The sequence below is a fragment of the Halobellus salinus genome (assembly GCF_014646875.1).
Lineage (GTDB): Archaea > Halobacteriota > Halobacteria > Halobacteriales > Haloferacaceae > Haloquadratum > Haloquadratum salinum.
Genome location: NZ_BMOC01000004.1, coordinates 75379 through 101925 on the forward strand (window position 1 = coordinate 75379; position 26547 = coordinate 101925).

Genomic DNA, 26547 nt, shown 5'->3' on the forward strand with positions numbered 1-26547 from the left:
GTCGTCTGTCTTTCCACATTAAAAAAGGATATCCTTTCTTATCCAGTTATTGACCGCGGTTAGAGAGACCACCAGCCAGTCCCACTGGGTCCTACGTATTGGCCTTCTCCACGACATCGGGCATCGCGATCGCGTACAGATACCCCAACCCGACGGCTCCGGTGAATGCGAAGATAGAAACCAACTGCAATAGCCCCGAAACCGAGGGTGACCGAACCAATGCACTCAGCCGCTTCGGCACGAAGTGGGTCAACAACTGCTTCAGGTACGCACTCTTGTCGTCGGGGGCATCCGGATACAATAAATCCATCACGCGCTTCGAGTAGCCTTGCCAGAACGACCGGGACACCAGCCAGGAGAACTCCCCGCGGTAGTCGAACAGTTTGTGATGGACCACCGCGTCCTCAGAATATACCATCCCTTGTCCGTACTCGTCAAGTAGCCGAACCCCCACGGGCGCCTCGTGCGCCTGTAGGTGTTTGTCGCCCTTCCGTCCCGTGTTGGGATCGTACCCGCCGACGTTCAAGAATTCCTCACGACGGTACGAGATGTTCGAGCCGTAGGTGTTCCGGACCTCCTCGCCATCGTCGGCGAATCCTGGCTCCACACAGCCGACGAGCCAGTAGAACTCCTCTGGAAAAAAGTCGGGCTTGTCGGTCTGCCAGTCGGGCTTCACATCCCCACCCACCGCGATCGCGTCGGTCTCCTCGTAGATGTCGACCAGCTGCTGCACCCAGTCGGGTTCGGCGGTCGCGTCGTCGTCGATGAACGCGACGACCTCTCCGGACGCCAACTCGGCGCCTTTCGTCCGACTGTAAGATATTCCCCGATTCTCGTCGTTGTTGTGGACGATCACATCCTCCTCGCGTCCGAAGTCCCTTTGCACGCGCTCGTAGACTTCCTCGTTGCCATCGACGACGAGAACGACCTCCAGCGGGTCGTACTCCTGACCGAGGACGCTCTCGACGCACTCCGAAAACGACCCGTAGCGCTCCATCGAGTACGTACAGACGACGACGGAGACTTTCATTGTCGGAGATTCGACAAAGTCGCGAATAAGAATTGTGTTTCTCACTCCGGAGCATCTGGACAATAGTAACATAGGGAAATGTAACTCACAATCCGGAGGACCGTTACCGGAGAAGTGACGGGCACTGTCTCGTGTGCAGGGCCATCCTTTCTTGCGTAACTGGTCAGAAGTCCCCCAGACGGCCGAACCGGCCGACGATGTCCTCGACAGGTAGTGGAACACCCCACCGTGTCGAGTGTTCTGTGAATCACTACTCCCCCCACACCCCACCGTGTCGAGTGTTCTACGAATCGCTACTCTCCCACACCCCACTGTGTCGAGTGTTCTGCGAATCACTACTCCCCCACACCCCACCGTGTCGAGTGTTCTGCGAATCCGATACTCCCCCACACCCCACTATGTCGAGTGTTCCGTGAATCACTACTCTCCCACACCCCACCGTGTCGAGTGTTCCGTGAATCACTACTCTCCCACACCCCACCGTGTCGAGTGTTCCGTGATCGCTACTCTCCCACACCCCACCGTGTCGAGTGTTCCGTGATCGCTACTCTCCCACACCCCACTGTGTCGAGTGTTCCCGCTATCGCCGGGCGCGGACGGACTGGGCCACGGTCCGCGGGAGCGCGAGCGTTCGAGCTCGGCGAGACGGTTATACATCAGTTGTCAAAGGACCACATCTCGTGGAATACGCTACACACCCACCCCGGTACCTCAAGCAGCACTGAGTGGCCTTATCGATAGATGTGTACGGATGCGAGGGCTCTGTGGGCTATCTTCTGCAAACAATAACCCGGCTGATCTAGACTGAGAGAGTACGTTTCGTGTGCTTTCGGCCGTTGATGCTGGGGACAAGCGCTGCAGAGTGCATTCCGTGTGGCACTACGTCCGGTAGTAACAAGACAGCCAACCCCAGAGAGAGTACGTTTCGTGTGCTTTCGACCGTTACTGCTGGGTACAAGCGCTGCAGAGTACATTCCGTGTGCCACTACGGCCGGTAGTAACGAAGCGTCGACCCACAGTAAGAGAGTACGTTTCGTGTGCTTTCTCCGGAGTCATACGGTAGCCCCACTGCTGTATGGCGATTTAGCATAGGAGGTCGACCGAACAAAAGCATACGAATCATACGAACCTTGGTTTTATAAATAAATAGCTAGGAGAATCAGATAGCTATGAGTGGGCCGTTCGACGATATTGCTAACACCGTGTTTGCGGACAAGGCAGTACTGACGGAGAGCTATCACCCGGAGACGATCCTCGAACGTGACGAGGAGATCGAAGCGTACAGCCACGCGCTGCAGGACGTCCTGTTCGGGCGAGAACCCGAGAACATCTTCGTGTACGGGAAAGCTGGACTCGGGAAGACCGCAGTCACGAGGTACATAATCGACGAACTCCAGAAAGAAACGGAGACACGGCCGGACGCCGACGACCTCCACATCCACACGATCAACTGTAACGGACGAACGTTGTTCGTGATCCTTCGTACTCTCGTCAACGACCTCCTCCCGGAACACGCCAGCCGGTTCCCGAAACGAGGGCTCGGGACGGGAGACGCGTTCGACGAACTGTACCGACAGTTCGACCGGATCGGTGGAACGCACCTGGCTGTGTTCGACGAGATCGACCACCTCGAAGACGCGGACACACTGTTGTACGAACTCCCGCGTGCGCGCTCGAACGGGCACGTCTCGAACGCGAAACTCGGTGTGATCGGCATCAGCAACGACTACACCTTCCGGCGGACGCTGTCGCCGAAAGTCAAGGACACGCTGATGGAAACCGAGATATCCTTCGGCCCGTACGACGCCAAGGAGTTGCGGACGATCCTCGGACACCGGGCGGAGAGCGCTTTCGTCGAGGGCGCTTGCGACGAGTCGGCGATCGCGAAGGCGGCCGCGCTGGCAGCGCAGGATATGGGAAACGCACGGCAGGCGCTCGACCTCCTCCGCGTCGGCGCGGAACTGGCGGAGCGGAACGGTGAGATGCCGGTCACAGACGGACACGTCGAGACCGCACGGGAACAGGTGCAGCGCGGTCGGTTGGAGAACAAGATACGGGACCAGACAGAGCACGGGCAGTACATCCTCGAGGCGATCGCGAACCTCCAGAGCCGCGGGGCGGTGCCCGCGCGCTCGAAGGAGATACAACGGACGTACGAGGAAGTCGCCGACGCACACGCTGCCTCGCCGTTGTCGACGCTGAAGAGCATCCAGGATCACCTTTCGGACCTCCACATGCTGGGATTTCTTCGACGCCACGGGCGAAACGAGGGCCTGAGCGGCGGGCAGTACTACGAGTACGAACTGGATCTCGACCCCACGATCGTGCTTGAGACCCGAGCTGAGATCACTGCACACACTGAGTGACAGCACACGAACTGTACTCTCTTGTTGTAACGATGGCCCTCCCGTAGACGGTAGAAAGCACACGAAACGTACTCTCTTACTCCGGAGGTACCCCCCGATGGACGATAGAAAGCATACGAAACGTACTCTCTCACTCCAGTGGTGGCCCCCGCTGGACGATAGAAAGCACACGAAATGTACTCTCTCACTCCAGTGGTGGCCCCCGCTGGACGATAGAAAGCACACGAAACGTACTCTCTCACTCCAGTGGCACCCCCCGGCGAACAGTGGAAAGCACACGAAATGTACTCTCTCAGTGTCCTCGAAACGATCGGATACCGTACCTGCGGACCCACGTATGAAACTGTAAGCTGTTATCTTGAGGGTGTCGTCGATACCGGGGGTACGAGGCCGATCGGGTCGCACCGGCGCCATCATTTCCCGGATGGCTGTACCGGCCGCTCGTCCCGATGGCACCCACGACACAATCAGGTGGGCCTCGCGTCCGGATGTGTCGATGACTATCGACAGAGATGTCTCGGGCGCGCAATAGGAACAAGCGAAGACATACGCTCCGTGCCGGGCGGCGACTCCGACAGTCGTGGGTTCGACCGGCGTCCACAGTCGAGACCGACGGTCACAACTCGGTTCCGGCCGCTGTGACACGCCTGGCATCGGTGGATATTCCAGCCAGACCGCGTCGGCTCGTCGCTGTAGTAGGGAGCACTCGCAGAAGTGACTTCTCTCGAAGGCCTCGGCTTCGACCCTCCCGCAACGAGCAGTTCTCGTTTTTATTCGATCCCACTACTCGCCGTTGTAGACCAACCACCATCAGACGCCCGTCAGACGCCGTGTGAGACGGGCACACGGACGTAAACTACACAAAGCATTTAATGGGGGAGACTGTTCGTTGGTACGTACCCCTACCCAGTGGCAGCACACGAGTACCCGAGGGCTACGACGGTGCCCCCCGACCGCGGGGCGTCCGGTGGTCAAGAGAAAGTTGCTGTCGCGATCGATGCGATCCAACCAAACTATGACAGGAAACACAAACAAGACCCGCGCGGTGTTCCTCGCGATGCTTATGGTCCTCAGCGTCTTCGCTGGGACTGTGGCGTTCTCGGGGAGTGCTGCTGCGACGGCACCATCTTACGATGGTAATGCCGTCCACTACGTAAACAGTAGTGGCGTCCCGGTAATTGAAGTACCGTTCACAGGAAACGTCAGCGAAGCCAGTGCCGATACGGACAATTTCACCGTACTTGACGACGGTGATAATAATAACGGCACTGATTATACGATCACCGATATTAAGACATCTCCGAATTCCACGGTTGAAATCGTGCTTGACTCGGTGATCTCCTCGGAAGATATTGAAGTCGACATCTCCGAAAATGTTGAATCTGCTGGGAATGAACCTATCGGTAACGACGGTGAAAAGTCGGTAGTCTTCGCCGGTCAGACTCTCGAACACGATACCGCTGAGAATGGTAGCTCTGACGGCGGGGCAGACTCGCAGGCCAATAAGCCAGAAAACGTCACCGCCTACCAAGGTGTGACGCTCGCTGTCAACGCATCGAACGTCACGAATCAGGAGGCGCAGAGCGGCGACTTCTCGTTCGGTGACGTTGATGTAGTCGTTGAAGGCGAGGACAACAACTACTTCCAAGAAGGTAGTACCGGAACGAACAGCACGGTCTTCACCTTCGACACGTCCGACCGTGAGCTCGGGCAGTACAAGATCTATCTTAACCGAAGCGACAACGAAGCGAACCGTACGTACGTCGACGTCCGTAACCTAGGACTCGACATCTCGGTCGATGACGCGAACGTCACGACCGACGATACGATCGAGACAGACGTGTCTGCTGTGGCTGGCGGACGTGACATCCAAGCAGAACTTCTCGATAGCAACGGCGACGAAGTGAACACCAGCGGCGTAACGACGCTTGACGGTCAGGGCGAGGCTGATGTTGACTTCGAGACGAGCTCCGCCGATGGTGGCGATGAACTCGACACCGGTACGTACACGGTTGAGGTGACCGATGACGCGACCGGTATCGTCGTCGAGTCGACCGAGATCCAAGTCTCGGAAGCCGACGACGAGGAGGCTGAGTTCACTCAGAACACTATCAGTGAAGAGCGCGGTGATATCCTCGAAGTGACGGTCGAGATGACCGAAACAGACGAGGCGACGATCAACTTCGGCTCGGCCGACGACGGTGTTGAGGCGAATGCGACTGTCGAGGACGACAATGACGACGACCAGGTGACCGTCTACATCAACACCTACCGGATGAGCGCCTCTGGTGACCTTCCGAACAGCGGGGGGGATGTGTTCAACCTGGACTCTGACAGCGACGATACCCTTGTTGATCAGGATATAACTACCGAGACCGGTGACCTGATCGATGCCGGCGACTACGACCTCGAAGTTCAAGCCGGTGATCAGGACTTCGGTGACGGTTCCAACAACGTCGGGATCGAACCAGACAGCTCCGACGATGTCGCCACAGTGACGCTCAACGAGCGTAGCACTGACGGTATCGTGATGCACACCGGAAGCGCCGAGGAGATCGGAAGCTTCAGCGACCTCGAAGATGTGAATGACGCTCTCGACGAGAGTACACTCACGGAGTCTTCGGAGGTTGCCGTCGGTGACCTGGCAGTTCACGCAGTGCAGGCATCGGGCCTAGAGGGTGCACTCAACGCGCGTGAAAACGAGCAGGTGACGACTGAGTTCACTGACCTGGACACGGATGGTCCCCTCAATCTGACCATCGAGGAAGCGGATGCAGGTGCGAACCAGGATGCACAGGAACTGAACCTCACCCCGAACAACCTCACCGTCATCGCTGACGGGCCAAACGACACGTACTTCGTGGTCGTTGACACCAGCGATGTTACTCTCGACGACGGTGACGGGAGCAACTCGGCTCCGCTCCCAGACGACGATGACACGGCGCTGGAGACGAACTTCACCGTACTTCAAGATGATGCTGGTGACTTCGACTTCACGCCTGACGGCGAGTTCGACGACGACGAGAACTCCGAAACGTTCGTCGAGTTTGACGCGAACGAACCGGATATCAACGTCGACGAACCGTTCAATGTCTCCCAAGCAGAGGGGCAGACAGTGAGCGGCGACACGAACATTGCACCGGGCACTGAGCTTTCGCTCCGCATCCGCAGTGACAGCGACGTAAGCCCGAGCTTCCTGAAGACGGCGTCGCCCGTGGTCCAGTCCGACGGGACCTACAGCGCGACGTTCGACTTCAGCGAGCAGAGTGTTGGTGACACGTACGACATCGAAGTGAACTCCAACACGCTGCCGGATGGACCGGTTGAGGAGGAAGGCACGGTCGTCGAGGCTGTCGCAACCGATACTACGACGCCCGAACCGACTGATACGGACACGGCTACGGCAACGCCTGAACCGACTGACACGGCCACGGCAACGCCCGAACCGACTGACACGGCCACGGCAGAGCCGACCGAAGAGCCGACCGACGAGCCGACCTCCACACCGACCAGCACGCCTGGCTTCGGCATTGTGGTCGCGCTGACGGCCCTGCTCGCCGCGGCGCTGCTGGCAGTCCGTCGCAACAACTAAACTGAACCACCGGATCTAATCCGGCCCTTCGACTTCCACCTTCTTTCGCGCGCTACACCGAGTAGCGACAGCGTTAGTCACTCATTTTAGCGGATACTATCGGCACCGACAACTGAGGCGCACGATTTATGTACTCCCCCTATACAAAGTGAATTGGACTGTATCAGCCGATATCACGAGGTTCCACGTGGATGATCAAAACCGGGGCGAGAGGAGGGTTTCCACTGGTGACATCGTGATCCCCAGATCAATTTATGGCAACAGACAAAGATAGACATCGAGCGATGTTCCTCGCAGTACTGATGATCCTCAGTATCTTCGCGGGGACCCTCGCGTTTTCCGGGAGCGCAGTGGCAGCCTCCGATCCGGAAGTGGATGGAGCGAACATTACGAATACGACAGTCGTGGAGACGAGTAACAACACCCACTCGATCGAACTCAACTCCACGATCAACGCGAGCAACAGTACGAGTATAGATTACAACCTGTCGCTATCGGACGGGGGAAACAATTTCGACCTCTCGAACGCTGACAACAGCACGATCCAGGTTAACGACGATCAAAACATCAGCAGCATCACGACCTCAATCGACAACACGACGGATAATTTCACTGCGACGGTTACTCCAGACGGAAACGGACTCGACGACGAGCAGATCAACCTCAGTTTCGATCTGACCGGCGTGGTTGCACCATCGGTCAGCAGCGATGAGGACTACCAGGTTCGGTTCACGGTGGACAACAACACCGATGGGATTATCGAAAACTCGACACAAGTCGACCAGATCACCGTCCAGAATACGGCCTCCGGTAGCCCCGAACTCGTCGACGTCGTCCACTACCAGGACACCGGTGACGAGGGCGCCGGCGTCGAGCTGTCGTTCAGCGAACCGGTGAAGATCCCGAGTTCCAGCGACGTCACGCTGGTCGACGACGACGGCAACACCGTCGCCGCGACGCTGAACCCCGCGCCGTCCACCGGAACGCTTGACGGGCGGTACTTCCTCGACACCAGTGGACAGGTGCTGACCGGCGATGTCGAGGTCGACCTCACGAGTGACATCGAGGACGCGGACGGGAACGCGCTCGTGACCGGCGACACGGAGGACAACGTCTCCGTGACGGTCGCGCCGCAGACGGTCCAACTGAACGACGACAAGACCGTCTACGAAGGTGGCAACCTCGCGATCGTCAGCAGCAACACCAACGTCGATGTCGATACCGAGGGCCCGAACAACTTCTTCTTCGAGGGGTCGACGGACACGAACAGCGAGGTGTTCGTGCTGAACACGAGCGACCGTGACCTCGGCGAGTACAACGTGAGTATCGACGGGAGTAACATCGACAACACGCAGTTCACGCTCCGCGATCTGCAACTGGATATCGCAGCCGACGACACGAACGTCTCGACCGACGACACAATCGAGACCGACGTCAGCGCGGTCGCCGGTAATCGCGACATCGAAGCGACGCTCCTGGACAGCAGCGACGACGAGATCAACACCAGTAGCGTAACCAGGCTGGACGGCCAGGGCGAAGCCGACGTCGACTTCACCACTGCCACCGCCGACGACGGTAGCGAACTCGACACAGGCACGTACACGGTTGAAGTGATTGACAACGCCACCGGTGTGACGGTTGAATCCTCGGAGATCACTGTGAGCCAAGCCGACGATGAAGAAGCCAATTTCGCTACCAACGTCATCACCGAACAACGTGGTGACATCCTCGAAGCCACCGTCGAGATGACCGAAACCTCCGAAGCGACGCTCACCTTCGGCTCCGCTGACGACGGCGTGGTCGCGAACGCCACCGTCGAGGACGACGATGGCGACGACGAAGTGACCGTCTACATCAACACCTATCGGCTCGACAGCAGTGTCAGCGGTGACGTGTTCAACGTCGACTCCGATAGCGACGATAACGTTCTCGCAGAGAACCTCGAAGACGGAACCGACGACCTCGTCGACGCGGGTGACTACGACCTCGAAGTCCAGTCCGGCAACCAGGGTGTCAGCACCGGGCAGGGTGTCACCGACGCCGACGACGTCGCCACGGTCACACTCGAAGAGCGCAGCACGGACGCGCTCCGAATGTGGACCGGCAGCTCCGGCGAACTCAGCCCGTCTGACCTCGAAGACGTGAACGACGCGATCGAGAACGGCGAGATCACCCAATCGAACGATGTCGCGGTGGGTGACCTCGCGGTCCACCAACTCGAAGCGTCCGGCTTCGAAGGTGCGCTCGACGCACGCGCCAACGAGGACGTGACCTCGCAGTTCGAGACGCTCGTCCGGAACGGCCCGATTAACCTCACCATCGAAGAAGCAAGCCCGGGCGCGAACCAGGACGCCTCGGAGCTCAACCTCAGTTACGGTGACAACGTGACCGTCATCGCGGACGGTCCGAACGACACGTACTTTGTCGTCGTGGACACGAGCGTAGTCGACTTCGACGCGCCGCGTGACGAGCAGCTTCCGTCCGACGACGACACCGAACTGGAGACGAACTTCACCGTCTTGCAGGACGACGCCGGATTCGACTTCACGCCCGATGACGAGTTCGACGACGACGAGAACGCCGAGACGTTCGTCGAGTTCACCGCCGAAGAGCCCGAGGCGAGCGTCGACGAGCCGTTCAACGTCTCCCAAGCAGACGGCCAGACGGTCAGCGGCACGACGAACATCGCACCGGGCACGGAACTCCGGCTCCGCGTCCGCAGCCAGAGCGGCGTGAGCCCGAGCTTCCTGAAGACGGCATCGCCCGTGGTCCAGTCTGACGGGACCTTCGGTGCGACGTTCGACTTCAGCGGGCAGAACATCGGAGACGAGTACGACATCGTCGTCGCCAACACGCTCCTCGCCAGCGACGAAGAGGAGAGCGGCGAGGTCGTCGAGGCAGTCGAGACCGCCACTGCGACGCCTGAACCCGACACGGACACAGCAACGGCCGGGCCTGACACCGACACGGCGACGCCGGACGAGCAGGATACGGCCACGCCCGACGAGCAGGACACCCAGACCTCGATGAGCACCGAGGAGCCGACGTCCACCCCGACCAGCACGCCTGGCTTCGGTGTGATCGTCGCGCTGACGGCCCTGCTCGCCGCTGCGCTGCTCGCCATCCGGCGGGACTGACGGCTAAACTACCGGACTCCGCCCGGCCCTTCGGCTTCCACTTTTTTTCGCGCGCGACACCGAGTAGCGACAGGCCCCGACCGTAGGGGGATACAGCCAGGACACTGCAGTGGTCGAGGATAGAACCCGTGTGTACACGGTCGGAACGACCCGATATTCGTGTCCGAACGCGTCGATCACCTCGCCCGGTAGCCGACCGCGACGGCGGACGCCTCACGACAATATGTTCGAGGAGCGCACGATCGTCCGCGGACACGACGGTTTGGGTCTCTAACGGCCGCGTGCTCCATCGCGTGGCGCCGACGACCCTGTGTAGATCTGTCCCGACGACAGATCGGCATCGGAGGGTGGTAGTCCCGAGCGGTGTGACATAGCTCGTAGTATGTTTTACTGAATAGAAATGTTTACGCAGAACCAGACTGAGTTTCAACCATGACGACGGCGGTGAAAGTCGATGACGACGCGAAGTCCCGACTCGAAGAACTCCAGGCCGAAATCCGTCTCCAAACGGGGCGAAAGGTCACGCAACAGGAACTCCTGACACGACTGATCGACAACGCATACGAGTCACGCGAGGAGGTCATCGACTCCTTCCGGGAGTCGTCCGTGCCGCTCTCGGAGGCGGAGAAGGAGGCGATGCGCGAGGCCCGTTTCAATTCCGGCGTCGAAACCGACGAGGACGACATCGACGACATCCTCTACGGATGACAGTCATCGTGGACACGGGCGTCCTCTACGCCGAGCACGACACGGACGCGACGAGACACGAGGCTGCTACAACAGCACTGGATTCGGTCTACGATGGCGAGTTCGGACAGCCGTACATCAGCGACTTCATTTTCGACGAAACGATCACACTAGCCCGTACGCGGACGGGATCGTTCGACATAGCCAGGCGGCTGAGTGACCGGCTAATAGGGCACGAAGGGTTTCCGCAGGTATTCGAGCTACTACGGGTCTCTGCGGGCCCGTTTTCGGACGCAGTAGACGTGTTCGAGCGGTACAACGATCAGGAACTGAGCTTCACCGATGCGACGACCGTCGCGCTGGCCGAGCGACACGGCATCGACCGCGTGTTGAGTTTCGACGACGACTTCGACGGCATCGTTCGCCGACTCGATCCCGCAACCGTCGCGTAGCGTCGTGGTCACACTCACTCAAGCGTCGCCCGGCCGGAAAACTACCGACGGGTGGGAATGGAAGGGGCCGCGGGGGCTTCCAAGCCCGTCTCCCCACTGTTCTTACGTATTTCACTCTTAACGAGTACCAGCGTCGTTCCGGAACCACTTTGATGCGCCCCCGACGCACTCCAAGCAATGCCTCCCTTCGACGACGTCTGCGTCCTCGTGCCCACCTACAACGAGGCCGAGACCATCGGCGGTGTCGTCGCCGAGTTCCGCGACGCGGGCTTCGACGACGTCCTCGTCGTCGACGGCGGCTCCGAGGACGACACCCCAGCTGTCGCCGAGGCCGAGGGCGCACGCGTCGTCTACCAGTCGGGGTCCGGCAAGGGCCAAGCCGTCCGCGAGGCCGTTCGCGAGCACGTCGACCGCGACTACATACTGATGCTCGACGGCGACGCGACCTACAGCGTCGACGACGCCGACAATATGCTCGACCCCCTCATCGCGGGCGACGCCGAACACGTCATCGGCAACCGCTTTGCGGACCTCCGCGAGGGCGCGATGACGGGGTTCAACCAGTTCGGCAACCGGCTCATCAACAAGGGGTTCGCGCTCGTCCACGGCGAGACCTTCGCCGACATCCTCTCGGGGTACCGCGCGTTCACCCGCGAGTCGTTCCTGAAGATGACGCTCTCGGCCGACGGGTTCGGCATCGAGACCGAGATGGCCGTCGAGTGCGCGAAGCGGAACATCCAGACGACGGTCGTCCCGATCACGTACTACCCGCGGCCCTCCGGCTCGGACACGAACCTCCGGCCGGTCCGAGATGGAGGAATCATCTTCCTCGAGCTCTACCGCCGCGCGAAGACCAACAACCCCCTCTTTTATTTCGGCAGCCTGGGCGTGCTCTCGACGGTCTCCGGGCTCGTGATCGCGGCGTACGTCCTCGTGGAGTGGATCACCCGAAATATCTCCCACGAGGTGATGGCGGTCGTCTCCGGGTTCGGGATCATCGTCGGCGTCCAACTGCTGATGTTCGGGGTGCTCGCGGATCTGGTGTTGACGCTGCATCGCGACACGCTGCAGAAGATCGACGAGGAGGCCGGGTCGGAGTAAGAAATGCCACGAGATCAGGGATCAGTGACCGACCAAGAGCTCGAAGCGCTTCGCGACGGGATGGCGAAACAAGGGGAAGCACTCCGTGAAGCGCTCGCTGAAGATCTCGGTGGCGATCCCGACGACTACTGACAGCGTCCGGTCACCGACGGCGAGTGAACCGCTGTGGTGAGTTTTCGTACAGTATTTTCAAACCTTTCACGCCTAACACTCTTTACAGAACGTACCGTATCCCAATCCATCGATGTCTATCGACCGAGACACCTTCGAGAATGCGAGCGAGGACGAACTCGCAGACCTTTCAGCTCCGGATCGGGTACTCGGGTTCCTCGCGGCCCACGCGGATCACGCGTTCAAAGCTCGTGAGATTGCGTCCCGGATCGATGTCGACGAAGGGGCAGTCAGCACTGCCCTCTCACGATTGAAGGATCGTGACCTGGTCGAACACAAGGCTACGTACTGGGCGGTGACTGACGACGCCGAGCGCCTCGAAGGGTACAGCGGCTACGAGCGAGCGACTGAACTGTTCAACGACCGTCTCGGTACCGAAGACGAGGAGGCGTGGCGCGAGCACGCCCCCCAGAGACTACACCCGAGCGTCGAGGAAGAACAGTGACCGACGACGCAGCTCCGATCTTCGAACGGGGCGATGTCGTCTACGGTGACGACCCGTTCAAAGGTGACGAGGACGCTCGACCCTGGCTCGTTCTCTCGAACCACGAGGGACGACCGTTCCACGGCGAACAGTACATCCCAGTCACGCTCACGACGAGATCCTGGATGGATGGCCTCATCGATATCCCCGAGGAGAGTTGACTTCGCGGCGGGACCCCGGACGAGAGTCGGATCGTTCCGTGGGGCGTCCAGTCGATCGACCGCGAGGATATTGACTTCTGGCAGGGGCGTCTCGCCGAGACCCTCGTCGACGAGGCGGTTGCAGCACTCGTCGAGGAACTCGAATAACGGTACGGTCAGTGAGGCGGTCGTAGTGTTGTACAAAACATAGCAGTCCAGCAGTAGTACCGCGAGGCGAGCGAACGCGAGTCTCGCGGCATTTTTTGATCCACCGTGAGGCGCAAGCGCCTCACGAGCCTCGCTTCGCTCCGCTCAGCGAGACAGATTTTTTGCAGGGGTTCGAGGCCGCGCTTCGCGCGGCCGAGGGCCCCCGGTAAAAAAGTGGGTTTTAGAAGCTGTTCTTGATCTTCTCGAAGAACCCTTCGGAAACGTCCACGTCCTCGCCGCCGGCCTCCGCGAATGCCTCAAGCGCCTCCTTCTGTTCCTGGTTGAGGCTGTCGGGCGTCACCACCTGCACCTGGACGTAGAGGTCACCGTGGCCCCGCCCACGGAGGTGTGGCATCCCCTCCCCGCGGATCCGGAACTCCTCGCCGCTCTGGGTCCCCGCAGGCACGTCGAGTTCGGTCGACCCCGTTACGGTCGGCACCTCCACAGAAGCCCCGAAGACCGCCTTCGGGAACGACATCGGGTGCCGGTGGTAGAGGTCGTCGCCGTCGCGCTCGAAGTCGGGGTGGTCCCGGACCGCGATGTCGATCAGGAGGTCGCCCTTCGGGCCGCCGTTCTCACCGGGCGCGCCCTCGCGTTCCATCCGGAGGGTCTGGCCGTCGCGGATCCCCGCGGGGATGTCGACCGGCAGCGTGGCCTCCTCGCGGGTGACGCCATCGCCGCCGCAGACAGAACACGACTCGCTGTAGGTCTCGCCCGCGCCGTTGCACCGCGGACACGTCTGGGTCTGCTGGACCCGCCCCAAGCGAGTATCACGGACGGTCGTGGTCTGGCCCTGGCCGTTACACTGCGGGCAGGTCCGCACGTCGGCGTCGGCCGGGTGGCCGCGGCCGCCGCACTCCGGGCACTCCTCGGGCCGGGTGAGCGTGAACTGTTTCTCGACGCCCTCGTGGACCTCCTCGAGGTCGAGCGTGACCTGCGTCCGGATGTCGCTGCCCTGCCGGGGGCGGTTCCGGCCGCCGCCGCGACCCTGGCCGCCGCCGAAGAACTGGTTGAAGATGTCCTCGAAGGGGCTGCCCTGGCCGCCGCCGCCCATCCCGCCGAAGGGGTTGCCTTGGCCGCGGCCGCCGCCCCCGCCGCCGCCGTTGTCGAACCCGCCGCGTTTTTCGGCCTGCTCGAAGCGGTCGTGGCCCACCTGGTCGTACACCCGGCGTTTCTCGTCGTCGGTGAGGACTTCCTTGGCCTTCTTGATCCGCTTGAACCGCTCTTCGGCGTCCTCGGCGTCGGAAACGTCGGGGTGATACTTCGCGGCCTTCTTGCGGTACGCTTGCTCGATCTCCTCGTCGGTGGCGTCCCGGGAGACACCGAGCACGTCGTAGAAGTCCTCGCTCATTCGTTGTCTGACCAGTAATCGGTTGAACCACTTCAACCGAACGGGTCTCGTGTTCGAGCCACGGGCCCGATTCACGCCGAGTGTGTCGGCCGGACCGGGCCGGTTCGGGGACCGAGTGCCGTCGTGTCCCCCCGAATCCCGACTTCACCACCCGAACGCCGCGCTCAGAACCCGTCGTCGGGGACCGTGAGGGCTTTGTCGCGGTAGCCGTAATGGAAGTCAGTGAGTTCAGACGACGACCGCGGCTACGTCCACCGCCCCGGCGACGCCGACAGCCGACCCTCGACCGGCGACGACGCCACGGGAGCCGCGGCCGCGACAGGTGAAGATCCCACGACGAGTGAAGCCACCGCGACCGCCCCTGGGTTCGGCTCCCGCGGGTGGGTGCTCGTGGGCGTGCTCGTGGGGTGTACCCTCGTGGTACCCGGAATCATCTACCTCCGGCCCGGGATCCTCGCGGCGGTCGGCATCCCGTACATCGCCTCCCTGCTCGTGCTCCCGCTTCTGCCGGCGGCCGCGCTGGGGCTGACCGCGGTCTGGGCGATGACCGCGGCCACGCGCGGCGAGGAGTGAACTCGACTGCGGGTTGCTCGTCCGAGAACGCGTCGCGGACGGCCCGACCGGTGACCGACGGCGGACGGACACGGGCCACCCAGGTCGACGTGCTCCCGGAAAGGCTTATTACGGTGTGTGATTGTGACACATTCACACGGATGTTCGAAACGTTCTCCACGAGCTACTACCTGGGACGCCTCTACGTCGAGCCGTCGGACCGGGACGTGCCCGCGATCCGACAGGCCGATCACGAGCAGGTGAACGAGCGGCTCTACGGCGACGAGGGGGTGTTCCGGGTCGACGCACCGCTCGTGATGAAACTCGACACCGGTCACATCCCCGTGCTTGGCGACGAGGACGTGGCGTCGGGCACGCTCGCGGTCCCCGACTCGGTCGACGACCGCGACCTCCCGGGCGAGCGCGACGTCCTCCTCGCGAAGTCCGAACGCGCCGCCGAGCTCCTGAAGTACTCCGGCTACCGGTTCGGCGACGACGGGGCGGTGGCGTAAGCGACGTCGTACGCGTCGGCCGACAACCCCGTCCGGATCCATCCGGGCGAGACCACCAACCGGCCGTCGTCGCTCCGGTCGTGTCTCGTTACACGAATGCTGGTCAGAATCCACCCTCGGGTGGGACTGGAAGGGGCCGCGGTCTCGACGAAGTTGACGAGAGCAAGCTCTCGTCAGCCAACCAGAACGCAAGCGTTCTGGTGAAGGCGGCCGACGTAAGCACCGCAGGCCGTAGGCCGAGGAGCGCAACGAGGCCCCCGAGTCGAGACCGCGGGGGCTTCCGAGGTCGTCATTATCCTGTTCCCGACGATCTCACACCTAGCTACGCAGTCCCGTCCCGAGTAGCACGACTTTTGAGTCTCGGGCCGGTAGAAGGCACAGAAAATGATCTCGAAGGGCTGTGAGCAGTGCGCCAAGGGCGGCAAAATGGTGCTCTTCGTCTACGGGTACTGCGACCAGCGCGACTGTTTCTACTGCCCGCTCGGCGAGAACCGAAAGAACGTCACCGACGTCTACGCCAACGAGCGCCTCGTCGAGTCCGACGGCGACGTCATCGAGGAGGCCCATCGGATGGACGCCTTGGGAACCTCAATCACCGGCGGCGAGCCCCAGGAGGCGATGGCGAAGACGACGCGCTATCTCGAACTCCTGAAAGACGAGTTCGGCGCCGAGCACCACACCCACCTCTACACCGGGATCACTGGAGGGAGAGAGAACATGCGCCGTCTCTCGGAGGCCGGCCTCGACGAGATCCGGTTTCACCCGCCGTACGAACTGTGGGGTGAGCTTCACGGCACCGAGTGGGAAGAGATCCTCTACATCGCCCGCGAGGAGGGGCTCACGCCCGCCTTCGAGATCCCCGGCATCCGCGCCGAAGAGGAGTTTCTCGAGTTTCTCGACGAGGGCGCCGCCGAGTTCTGTAACGTCAACGAGTTCGAGATGAGCGACGGCAACTACCGCCGGATGCAAGAGCAGGGGTACGAACTCCAGGAGGGCCACATGTCCGCGGTCGAGGGGTCGAAATCCGAGATCCTCGAATCGATGGGCGACCACGAGCGGGTCTACTTCTGCACCTCGGTGTTCAAAGACGCCGCCCAGCACCGCAACCGGCTCAAGCGGATGGCGCGTACCATCCGCCGTCCCTTCGACGAGGTGACCGACGACGGCACGCTCGTCTACGGCAAAACGTGGGTCTCCCCCGGGACACTTGACGCTCTCGGCGTCCCCGAGGACTTCTACACGGTCAAGCCAGACCACGTCGAGGTCGCGTGGTGGCTCCTCGAAGAGATGGTCGACGAGGGCGACGTGCCCGAGGGCGAACTCGTCGAGCAGTACCCCACCGCCGACGGCACCGTTGTCGAGCGCACGCCGTTGGCCTGAGCGGGACGGGGTCCGCCTGAGTCGCACGCGCCGACCTGAATCGCGCGTGTCGGCCTGAGTCGGACGCGGTCGGCCTGAGTGAGACGCGGTCTGTCACTACCGCGACCGGCGGGGCCGCCGGGATCCACCGGAGCGCGCCCGCGTCAACGCCGCGTAGAGGCTCGGCACCACCGCGGCCGCGATGCCGACCAGCAGCCACGGCCCGAGCGGACCGCCGCGGGCGACCCCCACGCCGACGATCCCGATCCCGACGACCCCACCCCCCGCGGCGACCAGCCGCTTCGTCCGCGCGTCAACGTCGACGCCGCGTTCAGTTCCGTAGAGCGCCGCCCCGAGCCCCGCGAGCACGCTCGCGGCGGCGCCGACGAGTGGCCGCCCGGTCGCGAGTCCGGCGACGAGCAGGGCCAGTCCAGCCGCTCCCCCGGCGAGAACGGTTATTCGGGGCGCCACGGGGTTGAGGTCCGCGCCGAACCGCGTTGCGTAGGCGGCGGCGGGCGCACCCAGGAGTGCGGCGACGAGCACCGCCGACAGGACGCCGCCGGGCGTGGGGTCGCCGACCACCACCCCGACCCCGCCGGCGACCGCGACGACCGCGCCGGCCGCGAGCAGCCACCGCGGCGGGATCGTCGCCGCGGGGTCGTTGTCGCGGACGATCCCGAACGCGACGAACGGGTACGAGACCACGGCGCCGACGACCACGGTGGCGTAGAGCCCCCACGCGAGGACGGCGCCGGACACCAGGGTGGAGACACCGAGGAACACGCCGGTGAGGACGGCGAACTCGGGGACACGCCGGCTCATACCGGCTTCTCGGGTCGACGCGGGCGAAAGCGTTGCGGTCCCGCGTGCGCCCCGGTCGAGCCCACCGCAAAACCCACAAGCGTTTAGACACGCCGCGGAGTACTCACCGCTATGTCCGACTGTCCGCTTGCCGACGACTGCCCCAGGTATTCGGAGCGAATCAACGGGATGGGGTGTCAGTACTACGGCGACCGCGGGGGTGCCGAGTGGTGTAACTCCTACGACCAGCCGATCCGGGACCTCAAGGCCCAGCCGGTCAAGCCCGGCGAGGAGATCCTCGTCGAGGTCGACGACATCCACGAGAGCGGGGCGGGGGTCGGTCGGACCGACGACGGGTTCATCGTGCTCATCGACGGCCTGCTGCCGACGACACGGGCGGTCGTCCGGATCGACCGGGTGAAGTCGAACCACGCGACCGCGAAGAAGGTGGTCGAACGCCTCCCGATGGAGGACGACGAGGAGGGTGACGACGAGAGCGATGGCTCCACGGCAGAGGACGACGGGAACGGACGCGGACGCGATCGCGGCGGACGCGGCGGCCGGGACCGGTCCACGGCGCTCGGCAGCCGCGACAACTTCTGGGGCGGGTAGCCGTCGGAACCGGAAGCGGGGGAGAACGGACAGTCGGTCTGTGGCACCTTTTTTGCCGGCGCGTGCGTACGACGCGGTATGACAAACGCCGAACGGGGCAACCACGAGGCGTCAACACCTGAGCGCACCGACTCCGGCGACCCGTCGGCGACCGACGGCGGACCGACCGAGGACGCCTCCGACGGCGGACCGACCGAGGACGCCTCCGACCCCGACGACGCACTCTCCGCGGCGGGGTTCGACGCCGAGGCGAGCGTGTTGACTCGGCGGCAGGCAGAGGTGTTGGTCCTCAGAGAGCGGGGGATCCGCCAATCCGAGATTGCGTCGACGCTGGGGACCTCCCGCGCGAACGTCTCGAGCGTCGAGTCCAGCGCCCGCCGGAACGTCGAAAAAGCCAGAGAGACCGTGGCGTTCGCTGAGGCGCTGACCGCGCCGGTCCGGATCCCGGTCGCGGAGGGCACGGACCTCTATGACGTCCCGAAGGCGGTGTACGACGCCTGCGACGACGCGGGCGTGAAGGTGAACCGCACCGCTCCGGAGCTCATGAAGGCGGTGTCGGACGCCGCCGGCGACGCCATCCAGGGCCGGGAGGTCCGAGAGTCGCTGCTCGTGGGTGTGACCACCAACGGTCGGGTGCAGGTGCGGCGCTCCACTGAGTGACAGGTGTCACGGCCGCCCGGACGTCCGGGCCCGATCCGGTTAGAACTCCCCGCGATCCTCCAGCCGCCGGACCACCCGTTTGACGTCCTGGGCGCGGTTTTTCGGCACCACCAGCACCCGATCGTCCCGCGCCACCACCGCGAGGTCGTCGACGCCGACCAGTGAGACGTGGGCGTCGTCGGCGGCGACGACGTTGTCCGCGGCGTCGAGCGCTCGCACCGTCGCACCCTCGGTCACGGCGTTGCCGTCCGTGTCGGTGTCGAGCACCCGGTCTAAGGCGTCCCACGACCCGATGTCGTCCCACGGGAACGCCGCGGGCACGACGGCGACGTTGGCGGCGGACTCCAAGACCGCGTAGTCGACGCTCACGGGCTCGGCGGACTCGAACGCCGCCCGTACCGCCGCGTCGTCGCCCGTCCGGAGCGCGTCGAGGAGGGGCGCAAGCGGCGGCGTGTCGGCCGCGGCCAGGAACACCTCGGGGCGCCACGCGAACAACCCGGCGTTCCAGTAGTGGCCCGCCTCGACGTACGACTCGGCCGTTTCGGTGGTGGGCTTCTCGTGGAACGACGCAACGGGGTACCACTCCACATCGGCCGCGACGGGGCCGATCGACGGGTCGCCCCCAACGGCGTCCGCGCCGTCCGCGACGGGGTCGGTCGCCGGACCGCCCGCAGCGGCGTCCGCCACCGGCTCGGCAGCTTCGATGTACCCATAGCCGGTCTCCGGCCGCGTGGGTTCCACGCCGAACGTGACCAGTCGGTCGGTCGCCGCGGCGACTCCGACGCTCCGCCGGACCGCGGGCGCGAACCCCTCATCGCCCCCGCCGTCGCCGATCAGGTGATCGCTCGGGAGCACGAGAGCGACGGCGTCGTCGTACCGCTTTGCGACCTGGTGGGTCGCGTACAGCAGCGCCGGCCCGGTGTCGCGGCCCGCGGGTTCGACGAGCACTTCGGCGTCGGGGACGCGTTCGGCCACGCCCTCGGCGTACGACTCGCGGGTCAGTACGATCACCGCCTCGGCGACCGTCCGGGCGCGGGCGACGGTGCGCTCGAGGAACGACGCCTCGCCGAGAAGCGACAGGAACTGCTTCGGTCTGTCGGATCGGCTGGCTGGGTAGAGCCGCGACCCCGTACCGCCCGCAAGCACCACGGCGACGACGGTGGGATCGGAACTCAACTCGGAGTCGGAACTCAACTCGGAGTCGGAACTCAACCCGGAGTCGGAACTCAACTCGGAGTCGGAACTCAACTCGGAGTCGGAACTCAACCCGGAGTCGGAACTCAACTCGGAGTCGGAACTCAACCCGGAGTCGGGGCCGGAGCCACCCCCGGCCATCACCACGTCTCCACGATCCCGTCGCGCACGTCCTCGGCGCACCCCTCGCAGTCGGGGTGGCCCGCGTCGAAACACGCCGGACGGCCGTCGTCGTCGATCGCGACCGCCCGCCGATCGGCGTGGCGGCGGCAGACCACCCGCGCCCGTCCCTCGTCGTCGCGGGGAAGCGACGGCACGCGGTCGTCCCCGGCGTCGGTGTCGCTGCCGTCGCGGCCCTCGTTGTACGCCTCACGGGCGCGGGCGTACTGCCGGCCCGCCGCCCGGAACTTCCGCCTGAGCAGGCCTTCGAGACGGTCGTCCATCGGCCCGATATGCGGTGGCGATCGGTATAGGTCCGTTGGTGAGGGCGACAGGTGGCGTTCAGAGAAGCCATTGAACCGGGGATCACCCCGAAAGCCCCTTTCAGTCTCACCCGTATCGGCTGGTCGGTAAGCCACCGTCGGGTGGGACTGAAAGGGGCGGCTCGCTGGAGGAAGGCGGGCGAGGTAAGCACGCGACCGGAGGGAGCGCGCGCAACGAGCCCCCCGACTCCAGCGAGCCGGGGCTTTCGAGCTATCTGCAGTCTCACCTCCCTCGTCTGCACAGCACCGCGACGCGGCGCCGTCGGATCGGGGTCGACCCCGACCCGCGGATTCACTTCCACCCCGCTTGCGATAGTTTATTACTCATCGCGAACCAATCTGCGTGTGCCTCCCAATGAAAACCAAGGCGGAGGCGAGCCCACCATGACAGACCTGCGAACCCACGCAGCGGAGATAACCGAACAGTTCTCGGACCACATCGACGTGACGGACGACGAGGTCGAAGAGCGACTTCGCACCCTCGTCGAGGAGTACCGCGTGCCCGTCGAGGAGGCGCGGCGCTCGGTCACGAACAGCTACCTCGACGAGGCCGACCTCGAACGCGAGGAGCTCGGCCGCGGCGGCAACGACGAGGTCCGCCTCGCCGACATCGACCAGGACGAACAGTGGATCGACGCCACCGCGAAAGTCGTCGAACTCTGGGAGCCCCGCAGCGACTCCATCGCACAGGTGGGGCTGCTCGGCGACGAGTCCGGGCGCACCAAGTTCGTCGCGTTCGAGACCTCTGAGCTCCCCGAACTCGAGGAGGGCGCGGTCTACCGGCTCGGCAACCTGGTCACCGACGAGTACCAGGGCGACTTCTCGGTGAAGCTCAACCGCACGACCACCATCGAAGCGGTCGACGAGGAGATCGAGGTCGGCGACGACGCGGTCACCGTTGAGGGCGCGCTGGTCGACATCCAGTCGGGTAGCGGCCTGATCAAACGGTGCCCCGAGGAGGGCTGCACCCGCGTGCTCCAGAACGGCCGGTGTTCCGAACACGGCGACGTCGACGGCGAGTTCGACCTCCGGATCAAGGGGGTGCTCGACGACGGCACGACCGTCCACGAGACCATCTTCGGCCGGGAGACCACCGAGGACCTCACCGGGATCGGGTTGGAGACCGCCCAGCAGATGGCGAAAGACGCCCTCGACACCACGGTCGTCGTCGAGGAGATGCGCGAGGACCTCCTCGGGACGTACTACCGGATTTCGGGCCCCGAACTCGGTCGGTACGTCCTCGCCGACGACGTCGAACGGCTCACCGAACCGGCGGATCCCGAAGCGGTGCTGATCAAAGCGAGGTCGATCTGAGATGAGTTCAAACGAGATCCCGACCCGAGAGGTCGCACGGCGTGTGTTCGCAGACGAGTTCAACGACGCGACGTTCAGCTTCAAGGAGTCCGACGACGACCGCGCGCCCGTCTACGCGCTGCTTCCCACCGGGGAGAAAGTCAACCGCGTGTTCTTCATCGGGACCCTGACCGAGAAAGAGGACGTCGGCGAGGACAACGAGTACTGGCGCGGCCGGATCGTCGACCCCACGGGCACGTTCTTCGTGTACGCCGGCCAGTACCAGCCCGAAGCGACGAGCACGCTCCGGGATCTGGAGCCGCCGGCGTACGTCGCAGTGGTGGGCAAGCCCCGCACGTACGAGACCGACGACGGCACGGTCAACGTCTCGGTCCGTCCGGAGTCGATCCAGGTCGTCGACGCCACCACCCGCGACCGATGGGTGGTCGAGGCCGCCGAGCGCACCATCGACCGGGTCGGCGCCTTCGAGGACGAGGGCAACGAGTACGGCCGGATGGCCCGCGAGGAGTACGACATCCCGGTCGACCGGTACCTCGAGTCGACGGTGTCGGCGTTAGAGAGCGTCGAGGAGTCCGACGGCGACGAACTCGGCGTCGGCGGGTCGGCGCCGAGCGCGGATCTCCAGCCCGAGCCCTGAGGCGCCTGCCGGTCCCGGGTTGATGGTGAGTTCGATCTTTTTTGAGTCATCGCCGGTCTGATGTCGGTTTTCGCCGTATCCGTCGGGTGCGTATGTTGCAGACCCTCCGCCCGGCGGGCACACGCCTCCGACAGCCGGCCCCGCTGACGTTCAGAAGCATCGCGGTGACGACGCTCGTGATACTCGCACTCGTCGCCGCGGTCGCGCTCGCCGTCCAGACTGGCGTGGTCGTGTTTAGTTAAGCAACGACCGACCAGAGAACCACCGACGGGTGGGACTGGAAGGGGCCGCGGGCTTCCAAGCTCGTCTCTCTCCCGTTCTCACCGATTTCACTCCTAACTAAACAGTACCACTGGCGTCTGACGAACTACTAAGTGCGCACGTCGACGATACGTACGCGATACGATGGGGAACAAAAACAAGACGATCTCGTTCCGTGTCAACGAGGACGCGTTCGAGACGCTCCGAGAGATCGCCGAAGAGCGCGACATCTCCCTGTCGGCGGTGTTCCGCGACTACGTCGACACCCTGGTTGCCCACGACGGCCAAGTCCAGGCCATCCCCGAGCACGAACTCGAACGGCTCCGCAGCGATGACGGCGACGACGCCGAACCGTTCCCCCCCACGGTGGAGGTGCCCAAGAGCTTCGTCCGGGAGCACGAGCGCCTCGAACTCGAAGCCGACCACCTCCGGGAGCAACTCGAGGAGCACAAACAGTACATCGACTACCTCCAGGAACAACTCGAAGCCGACGAGGAGGTCGTCCACCTGGAGGATCTGGACCGCGACGACTCGTCCGTCGGGGTGGAGTCGACCGAGGGCGTTCCGTACCGGTAACCGACACCGACCCGCGAGACGGCAGTCTGCCAGCCCGCTGCCGGCGCTACCCGGTGTTTTTCATGCCGGCGGCGATGCCTTTCACCGTCAGCCGGAGGGTCTGTTCCTCCTCGTCGGTCCGGTGGGCCTGCGCCAGCAGCTTCGTCTGGAGCAGGTTCAGCGGGTCGACGTACGGGTTCCGACGGCGGAGGCTCTCGTCGAGCCACTCGCGTTTGAGCAACGACTCCCGGCCGGTGATGTCGAGGACAACGTCGCGGGCGCGTTCGTACTCGGCCTGGAGTTCCGGGAAGAACGCCTCTCGGAGCTCCGGATCCGCCAACTCCGCGTAGTGGCTCGCGATCTCGAAGTCGGTCCGGGCCAGCGCCTGCGCGGCGTTATCCAGGGTCGTCCGGAAGAACGGCCACTCCACGTACATTTCACGCAGGGTTTCGATGTCGCCGCCGTCGTCGAGATACGCCTGGATGCCGGTCCCCAGCGCGTACCACCCGGTGATGATACACCGCGATTGGGTCCACGAGAACACCCACGGGATCGCCCGGAGGTCCTCGACGGTGCGCTCGCCCGACCGCGACGCCGGCCGCGACCCCAGGTTGAGGTTCTCGATCACGCCGATCGGGGTGGCCTGCCCGAAGTAGGTCACGAACCCCTCCGACTCTAAGAGTCCGAGGTAGGCCTCACGGGCGGCGGGCGCCATCGCGTTCATCGCGTCGACCCACGCGTCGGCGACCTCCTCTTCGGGCTCGCGGATCGCTCGGAGCCGGGCGCGGATCTGTGCGTTCACCATCTGTTCGAGGTTGCGCTCGGCGATGACGGGGTTGGCGTACTTCTCGGCGATCGCTTCGCCCTGCTCTGTGAACTTGATCTGGCCGGAGACGGTCTCGTTCGGCAGCGCGAGCATGGCCTCGTTCATCGGGCCGCCACCGCGAGAGATCGACCCGCCGCGACCGTGGAACAGCCGCATCCGCACGTCGAAATCCCGGCAGATGGTGGCCAGCCGGCGCTGGTTCTTGTAGAGGTCCCAGTTGGCGGCGAGAAAGCCGTTCTCCTTGTTGGAGTCGGAATACCCCAGCATGATCTCCTGGACGTTGTCCCGGGCGGCAAGCGCCTGGTGGTAGGCCTCGTTCTCGAACAGCGTGCCCATGATCCGGCGGGCGCCGTTGAGCGCGGACTCGGTTTCGAGCAGTGGAACGACGTCGATCCCGCAGTGGTCCGGCAGCGACACCGCCCCGGCCTGGTCGGCGAGGAACAGCACCTCGAGCACGTGGCTGGGCTCTTCGGTCATGGAGATGCAGTAGGTGTCGATGGCGCCGACACCGAACTCGCTCTGCCACTCGCCGAGCATCCCGAACCGCCGGAGCACCCGTTCGGCGAGCTCGGAGACGTCGCCGGGGTCGTCGAGGTCGACGACCGGCTCCGACTGGAGAATCGATTCGGTCAACACCTCGATCCGACCGTCCTCGTCGAGGCCGCGGTAGTCGATGCCCGCCCCGGCGAGCGCCTCGTGGACCGCCTCGGTGTGGTTCTGTTGGTGGTCGCGGAGGTCGAGGCTCGCGAGCGTGAACCCGAACGTGTCGACCTGCCGGATCAGCGGCTCGACGTACTCGTCGGCCACAACCTCAGCGCCGGTCGCCCGGAGGCTCCGATCGATCGTGGTGAGGTCATCGAGCAGTTCCGCCTTGTCGGCGTACCCGCCGGGCCGGACGTCCTCGATCCGGTGGAGCCGCTCCCGCATCAGCTTCAGTTTCTGCCGGTACGGCTCGCTCGGGTACCGGTCTCCGGCCTCGGCCGCGACAGTGGGGAGCCGCGACGCGTCGGCGTTCAGCGACCGTTCAAGCTCGGCGCCGGCGTCGACCCGCCGACCGTCCTGGCTCAGGAACCCCGAGAGCCGCTTGAGTGCGGTTCGGTACTTCTCCAAGACAACCGCGCGCTGTCGTTCCAGGGTGTCGGTGGTGACCTCCGGGGTGACAAAGGGGTTGCCGTCGCGGTCCGACCCCGCCCACGACCGGAACTCGAAGAGCTTCGGCACGTCGACGTCGGGATACTCCTCGCCGAGGAGACCCTCGAGTTCGGCGTACACCTCGCCGACGACGTCGAAGAGAATGGATTCGAGGTACCACTGCACGTTCCGGGCCTCGTCCTGCGGCTCCGGCCGGCGCTCCCGGACCTGTGAGGTCTGCCAGAGGCTGGTGACCTCGGCGTCGACCTTCCGCCACAGTTGGTCGTGTTCGCGGTCGGTGAGTCGGTGCTCGTCGAGTTCTTCCAGCCGGCTCGCGATCGACCGGAGTTTGGCTTTCACCGTCTTCCGCCGGGCCTCGGTGGGGTGGGCGGTGAACGTCGGCTCGATGAGCACGTCGTCGAGCACCTGCTGGACGGTCTCGGGGTCGGCGTCGGATTCGACGAGCGTCTCGACGGTCGCGACCAACCCGTCCTCGAGGTCGCCGGACTGGGAGCCTTCCCGGACGACGCGGGCGCGCTCCCGCTCCTCGGCGAGGTTTATCAACTCGAAATACGTGGTGAACGCGCGCGAAACAACGCTTTCGCCGTCGGGCGAGAGGCCTTCGAGCCGTCGGTCGAGCTCCGCGCGTGAGTCGTGTTCTCCCTCCCGGTAGGAGATCGCGGCGTTCCGGATGTCTTCGACGGTCTCGAACGATCCTTCCGACGTCTGGTCGGCCAACACGTCGCCGAGGAGGGCCCCGAGTTCCCGGACGTCCTGGTTGACGTCCCTGCCGTGGAGATCCATACCAGGCCGTATACTATCGCCCGGGTAAAAACTACCGAGTTCGGTGGTCTCGACCACCCCGTGTCGAGCCCGAACCGCCGGAGGCAGGCGTGTGGCGCCTCCGGGGTGCGGTGGGTCGCTCGGCCCGCG

Annotated in this window: 23 protein-coding genes and 1 pseudogene; 18 read left to right on the top strand and 6 right to left on the bottom strand. The window is 64.0% G+C overall.

All coding sequences use genetic code 11. The features are described from left to right. Positions 1 to 91: 91 nt before the first annotated feature. Entirely contained in the window at positions 92 to 1030 is a 939-nt protein-coding gene (aglG, locus tag IEX72_RS04925) for a glucosyl-dolichyl phosphate glucuronosyltransferase (RefSeq protein WP_188786272.1), read from the bottom strand. A gap of 1169 nt (positions 1031 to 2199) precedes the next feature. Between aglG and IEX72_RS04930 the strand changes: the two genes are divergently transcribed. The 9 genes and pseudogenes from IEX72_RS04930 (at position 2200) to IEX72_RS04965 (ending at position 13328) form a co-directional block, all read left to right on the top strand. After that, positions 2200 to 3396, top strand: coding sequence for an orc1/cdc6 family replication initiation protein (locus IEX72_RS04930; RefSeq protein WP_188786273.1), 1197 nt, complete (start codon positions 2200 to 2202; stop codon positions 3394 to 3396). 1015 nt (positions 3397 to 4411) lie between these two features. Beyond that, positions 4412 to 6988, top strand: a complete 2577-nt coding sequence (locus IEX72_RS04935; RefSeq protein ID WP_188786274.1) for a DUF7827 domain-containing protein — start codon at positions 4412 to 4414, stop codon at positions 6986 to 6988. A 254-nt stretch (positions 6989 to 7242) separates the two neighbouring features. Then, positions 7243 to 10125 carry a DUF7827 domain-containing protein gene (locus IEX72_RS04940; protein ID WP_188786275.1) on the top strand — a complete coding sequence of 961 codons (2883 nt, stop codon included), beginning with the start codon at positions 7243 to 7245 and terminating at the stop codon, positions 10123 to 10125. A gap of 432 nt (positions 10126 to 10557) precedes the next feature. Beyond that, positions 10558 to 10833 carry a hypothetical protein gene (locus IEX72_RS04945; protein ID WP_188786276.1) on the top strand — a complete coding sequence of 92 codons (276 nt, stop codon included), beginning with the start codon at positions 10558 to 10560 and terminating at the stop codon, positions 10831 to 10833. Beyond that, the gene (locus tag IEX72_RS04950) at positions 10830 to 11264 is read left to right on the top strand and encodes a type II toxin-antitoxin system VapC family toxin (RefSeq protein ID WP_188786277.1); all 435 of its coding nucleotides are present in this window, start codon (positions 10830 to 10832) and stop codon (positions 11262 to 11264) included. Before IEX72_RS04945 ends, IEX72_RS04950 begins: the two co-directional genes overlap by 4 nt. A 177-nt stretch (positions 11265 to 11441) precedes the next feature. Further along, positions 11442 to 12365 carry an S-layer glycoprotein N-glycosyltransferase AglJ gene (gene aglJ, locus IEX72_RS04955; RefSeq protein ID WP_188786278.1) on the top strand — a complete coding sequence of 308 codons (924 nt, stop codon included), beginning with the start codon at positions 11442 to 11444 and terminating at the stop codon, positions 12363 to 12365. 3 nt (positions 12366 to 12368) lie between these two features. Beyond that, on the top strand, positions 12369 to 12497 hold the full coding sequence (locus IEX72_RS15350; RefSeq protein ID WP_268238875.1) for a hypothetical protein: 129 nt from the start codon (positions 12369 to 12371) through the stop codon (positions 12495 to 12497). 112 nt (positions 12498 to 12609) lie between these two features. Beyond that, positions 12610 to 12981, top strand: coding sequence for a MarR family transcriptional regulator (locus IEX72_RS04960; protein ID WP_188786279.1), 372 nt, complete (start codon positions 12610 to 12612; stop codon positions 12979 to 12981). Then, positions 12978 to 13328: pseudogene (locus tag IEX72_RS04965) on the top strand (type II toxin-antitoxin system PemK/MazF family toxin). The gene IEX72_RS04960 and the pseudogene IEX72_RS04965 overlap by 4 nt, the downstream one beginning before the upstream one ends. Before the next feature lie 220 nt (positions 13329 to 13548). On the opposite strand, the gene dnaJ reads toward IEX72_RS04965, so the two are convergent. Further along, positions 13549 to 14718, bottom strand: a complete 1170-nt coding sequence (gene dnaJ / locus IEX72_RS04970; RefSeq protein WP_188786280.1) for a molecular chaperone DnaJ — start codon at positions 14716 to 14718, stop codon at positions 13549 to 13551. 222 nt (positions 14719 to 14940) lie between these two features. Here dnaJ and IEX72_RS04975 point away from each other — a divergent pair, with 222 nt between their 5' ends. The 3 genes from IEX72_RS04975 to IEX72_RS04985 all read left to right on the top strand — a co-directional run bounded on the left by IEX72_RS04975 (position 14941) and on the right by IEX72_RS04985 (position 17162). After that, complete coding sequence (locus tag IEX72_RS04975; RefSeq protein ID WP_188786281.1) at positions 14941 to 15291, top strand: hypothetical protein; 351 nt, start codon at positions 14941 to 14943, stop codon at positions 15289 to 15291. 140 nt (positions 15292 to 15431) lie between these two features. Next, positions 15432 to 15782: a DUF5802 family protein gene (locus IEX72_RS04980; RefSeq protein ID WP_188786282.1), complete on the top strand. Its 351-nt coding sequence runs from the start codon at positions 15432 to 15434 to the stop codon at positions 15780 to 15782. A gap of 384 nt (positions 15783 to 16166) precedes the next feature. Next, complete coding sequence (locus IEX72_RS04985) at positions 16167 to 17162, top strand: radical SAM protein (protein WP_188786283.1); 996 nt, start codon at positions 16167 to 16169, stop codon at positions 17160 to 17162. A gap of 96 nt (positions 17163 to 17258) precedes the next feature. Here IEX72_RS04985 and IEX72_RS04990 read toward each other — a convergent pair whose 3' ends face one another. Then, positions 17259 to 17963: a hypothetical protein gene (locus tag IEX72_RS04990; RefSeq protein ID WP_188786284.1), complete on the bottom strand. Its 705-nt coding sequence runs from the start codon at positions 17961 to 17963 to the stop codon at positions 17259 to 17261. Positions 17964 to 18074: 111 nt separating this feature from the next. On the opposite strand from IEX72_RS04990, the gene IEX72_RS04995 reads away from it, so the two are divergent. Both IEX72_RS04995 and IEX72_RS05000 read left to right on the top strand, forming a co-directional pair. Continuing rightward, positions 18075 to 18554 (top strand): TRAM domain-containing protein, encoded by a 480-nt coding sequence (locus tag IEX72_RS04995; RefSeq protein WP_188786285.1) that lies wholly within the window; start codon positions 18075 to 18077, stop codon positions 18552 to 18554. A gap of 78 nt (positions 18555 to 18632) precedes the next feature. Next, a complete protein-coding gene (locus IEX72_RS05000; RefSeq protein WP_188786286.1) occupies positions 18633 to 19214 on the top strand; it encodes a Tfx family DNA-binding protein in 582 nt (193 codons plus the stop codon). 39 nt (positions 19215 to 19253) lie between these two features. Here IEX72_RS05000 and IEX72_RS05005 read toward each other — a convergent pair whose 3' ends face one another. Then, positions 19254 to 20549: a mannose-1-phosphate guanylyltransferase gene (locus tag IEX72_RS05005; protein ID WP_229663746.1), complete on the bottom strand. Its 1296-nt coding sequence runs from the start codon at positions 20547 to 20549 to the stop codon at positions 19254 to 19256. Next, positions 20549 to 20851 (bottom strand): DUF7091 family protein, encoded by a 303-nt coding sequence (locus IEX72_RS05010; protein WP_188786287.1) that lies wholly within the window; start codon positions 20849 to 20851, stop codon positions 20549 to 20551. Before IEX72_RS05010 ends, IEX72_RS05005 begins: the two co-directional genes overlap by 1 nt. A 423-nt stretch (positions 20852 to 21274) precedes the next feature. Here IEX72_RS05010 and IEX72_RS05015 point away from each other — a divergent pair, with 423 nt between their 5' ends. The 4 genes from IEX72_RS05015 to IEX72_RS05030 all read left to right on the top strand — a co-directional run bounded on the left by IEX72_RS05015 (position 21275) and on the right by IEX72_RS05030 (position 23678). Next, positions 21275 to 22204, top strand: coding sequence for a replication factor A (locus IEX72_RS05015; RefSeq protein ID WP_188786288.1), 930 nt, complete (start codon positions 21275 to 21277; stop codon positions 22202 to 22204). Between the two features lies 1 nt (position 22205). After that, positions 22206 to 22841 (top strand): RPA family protein, encoded by a 636-nt coding sequence (locus IEX72_RS05020; RefSeq protein WP_188786289.1) that lies wholly within the window; start codon positions 22206 to 22208, stop codon positions 22839 to 22841. Positions 22842 to 22933: 92 nt separating this feature from the next. After that, positions 22934 to 23083: a hypothetical protein gene (locus IEX72_RS05025; protein WP_188786290.1), complete on the top strand. Its 150-nt coding sequence runs from the start codon at positions 22934 to 22936 to the stop codon at positions 23081 to 23083. Between the two features lie 163 nt (positions 23084 to 23246). Further along, positions 23247 to 23678, top strand: a complete 432-nt coding sequence (locus IEX72_RS05030; protein ID WP_188786291.1) for a ribbon-helix-helix protein, CopG family — start codon at positions 23247 to 23249, stop codon at positions 23676 to 23678. A gap of 46 nt (positions 23679 to 23724) precedes the next feature. On the opposite strand, the gene ppc is transcribed toward IEX72_RS05030, so the two are convergent. Continuing rightward, positions 23725 to 26418, bottom strand: coding sequence for a phosphoenolpyruvate carboxylase (ppc, locus tag IEX72_RS05035; RefSeq protein WP_188786292.1), 2694 nt, complete (start codon positions 26416 to 26418; stop codon positions 23725 to 23727). Between the last annotated feature and the right edge of the window lie 129 nt (positions 26419 to 26547).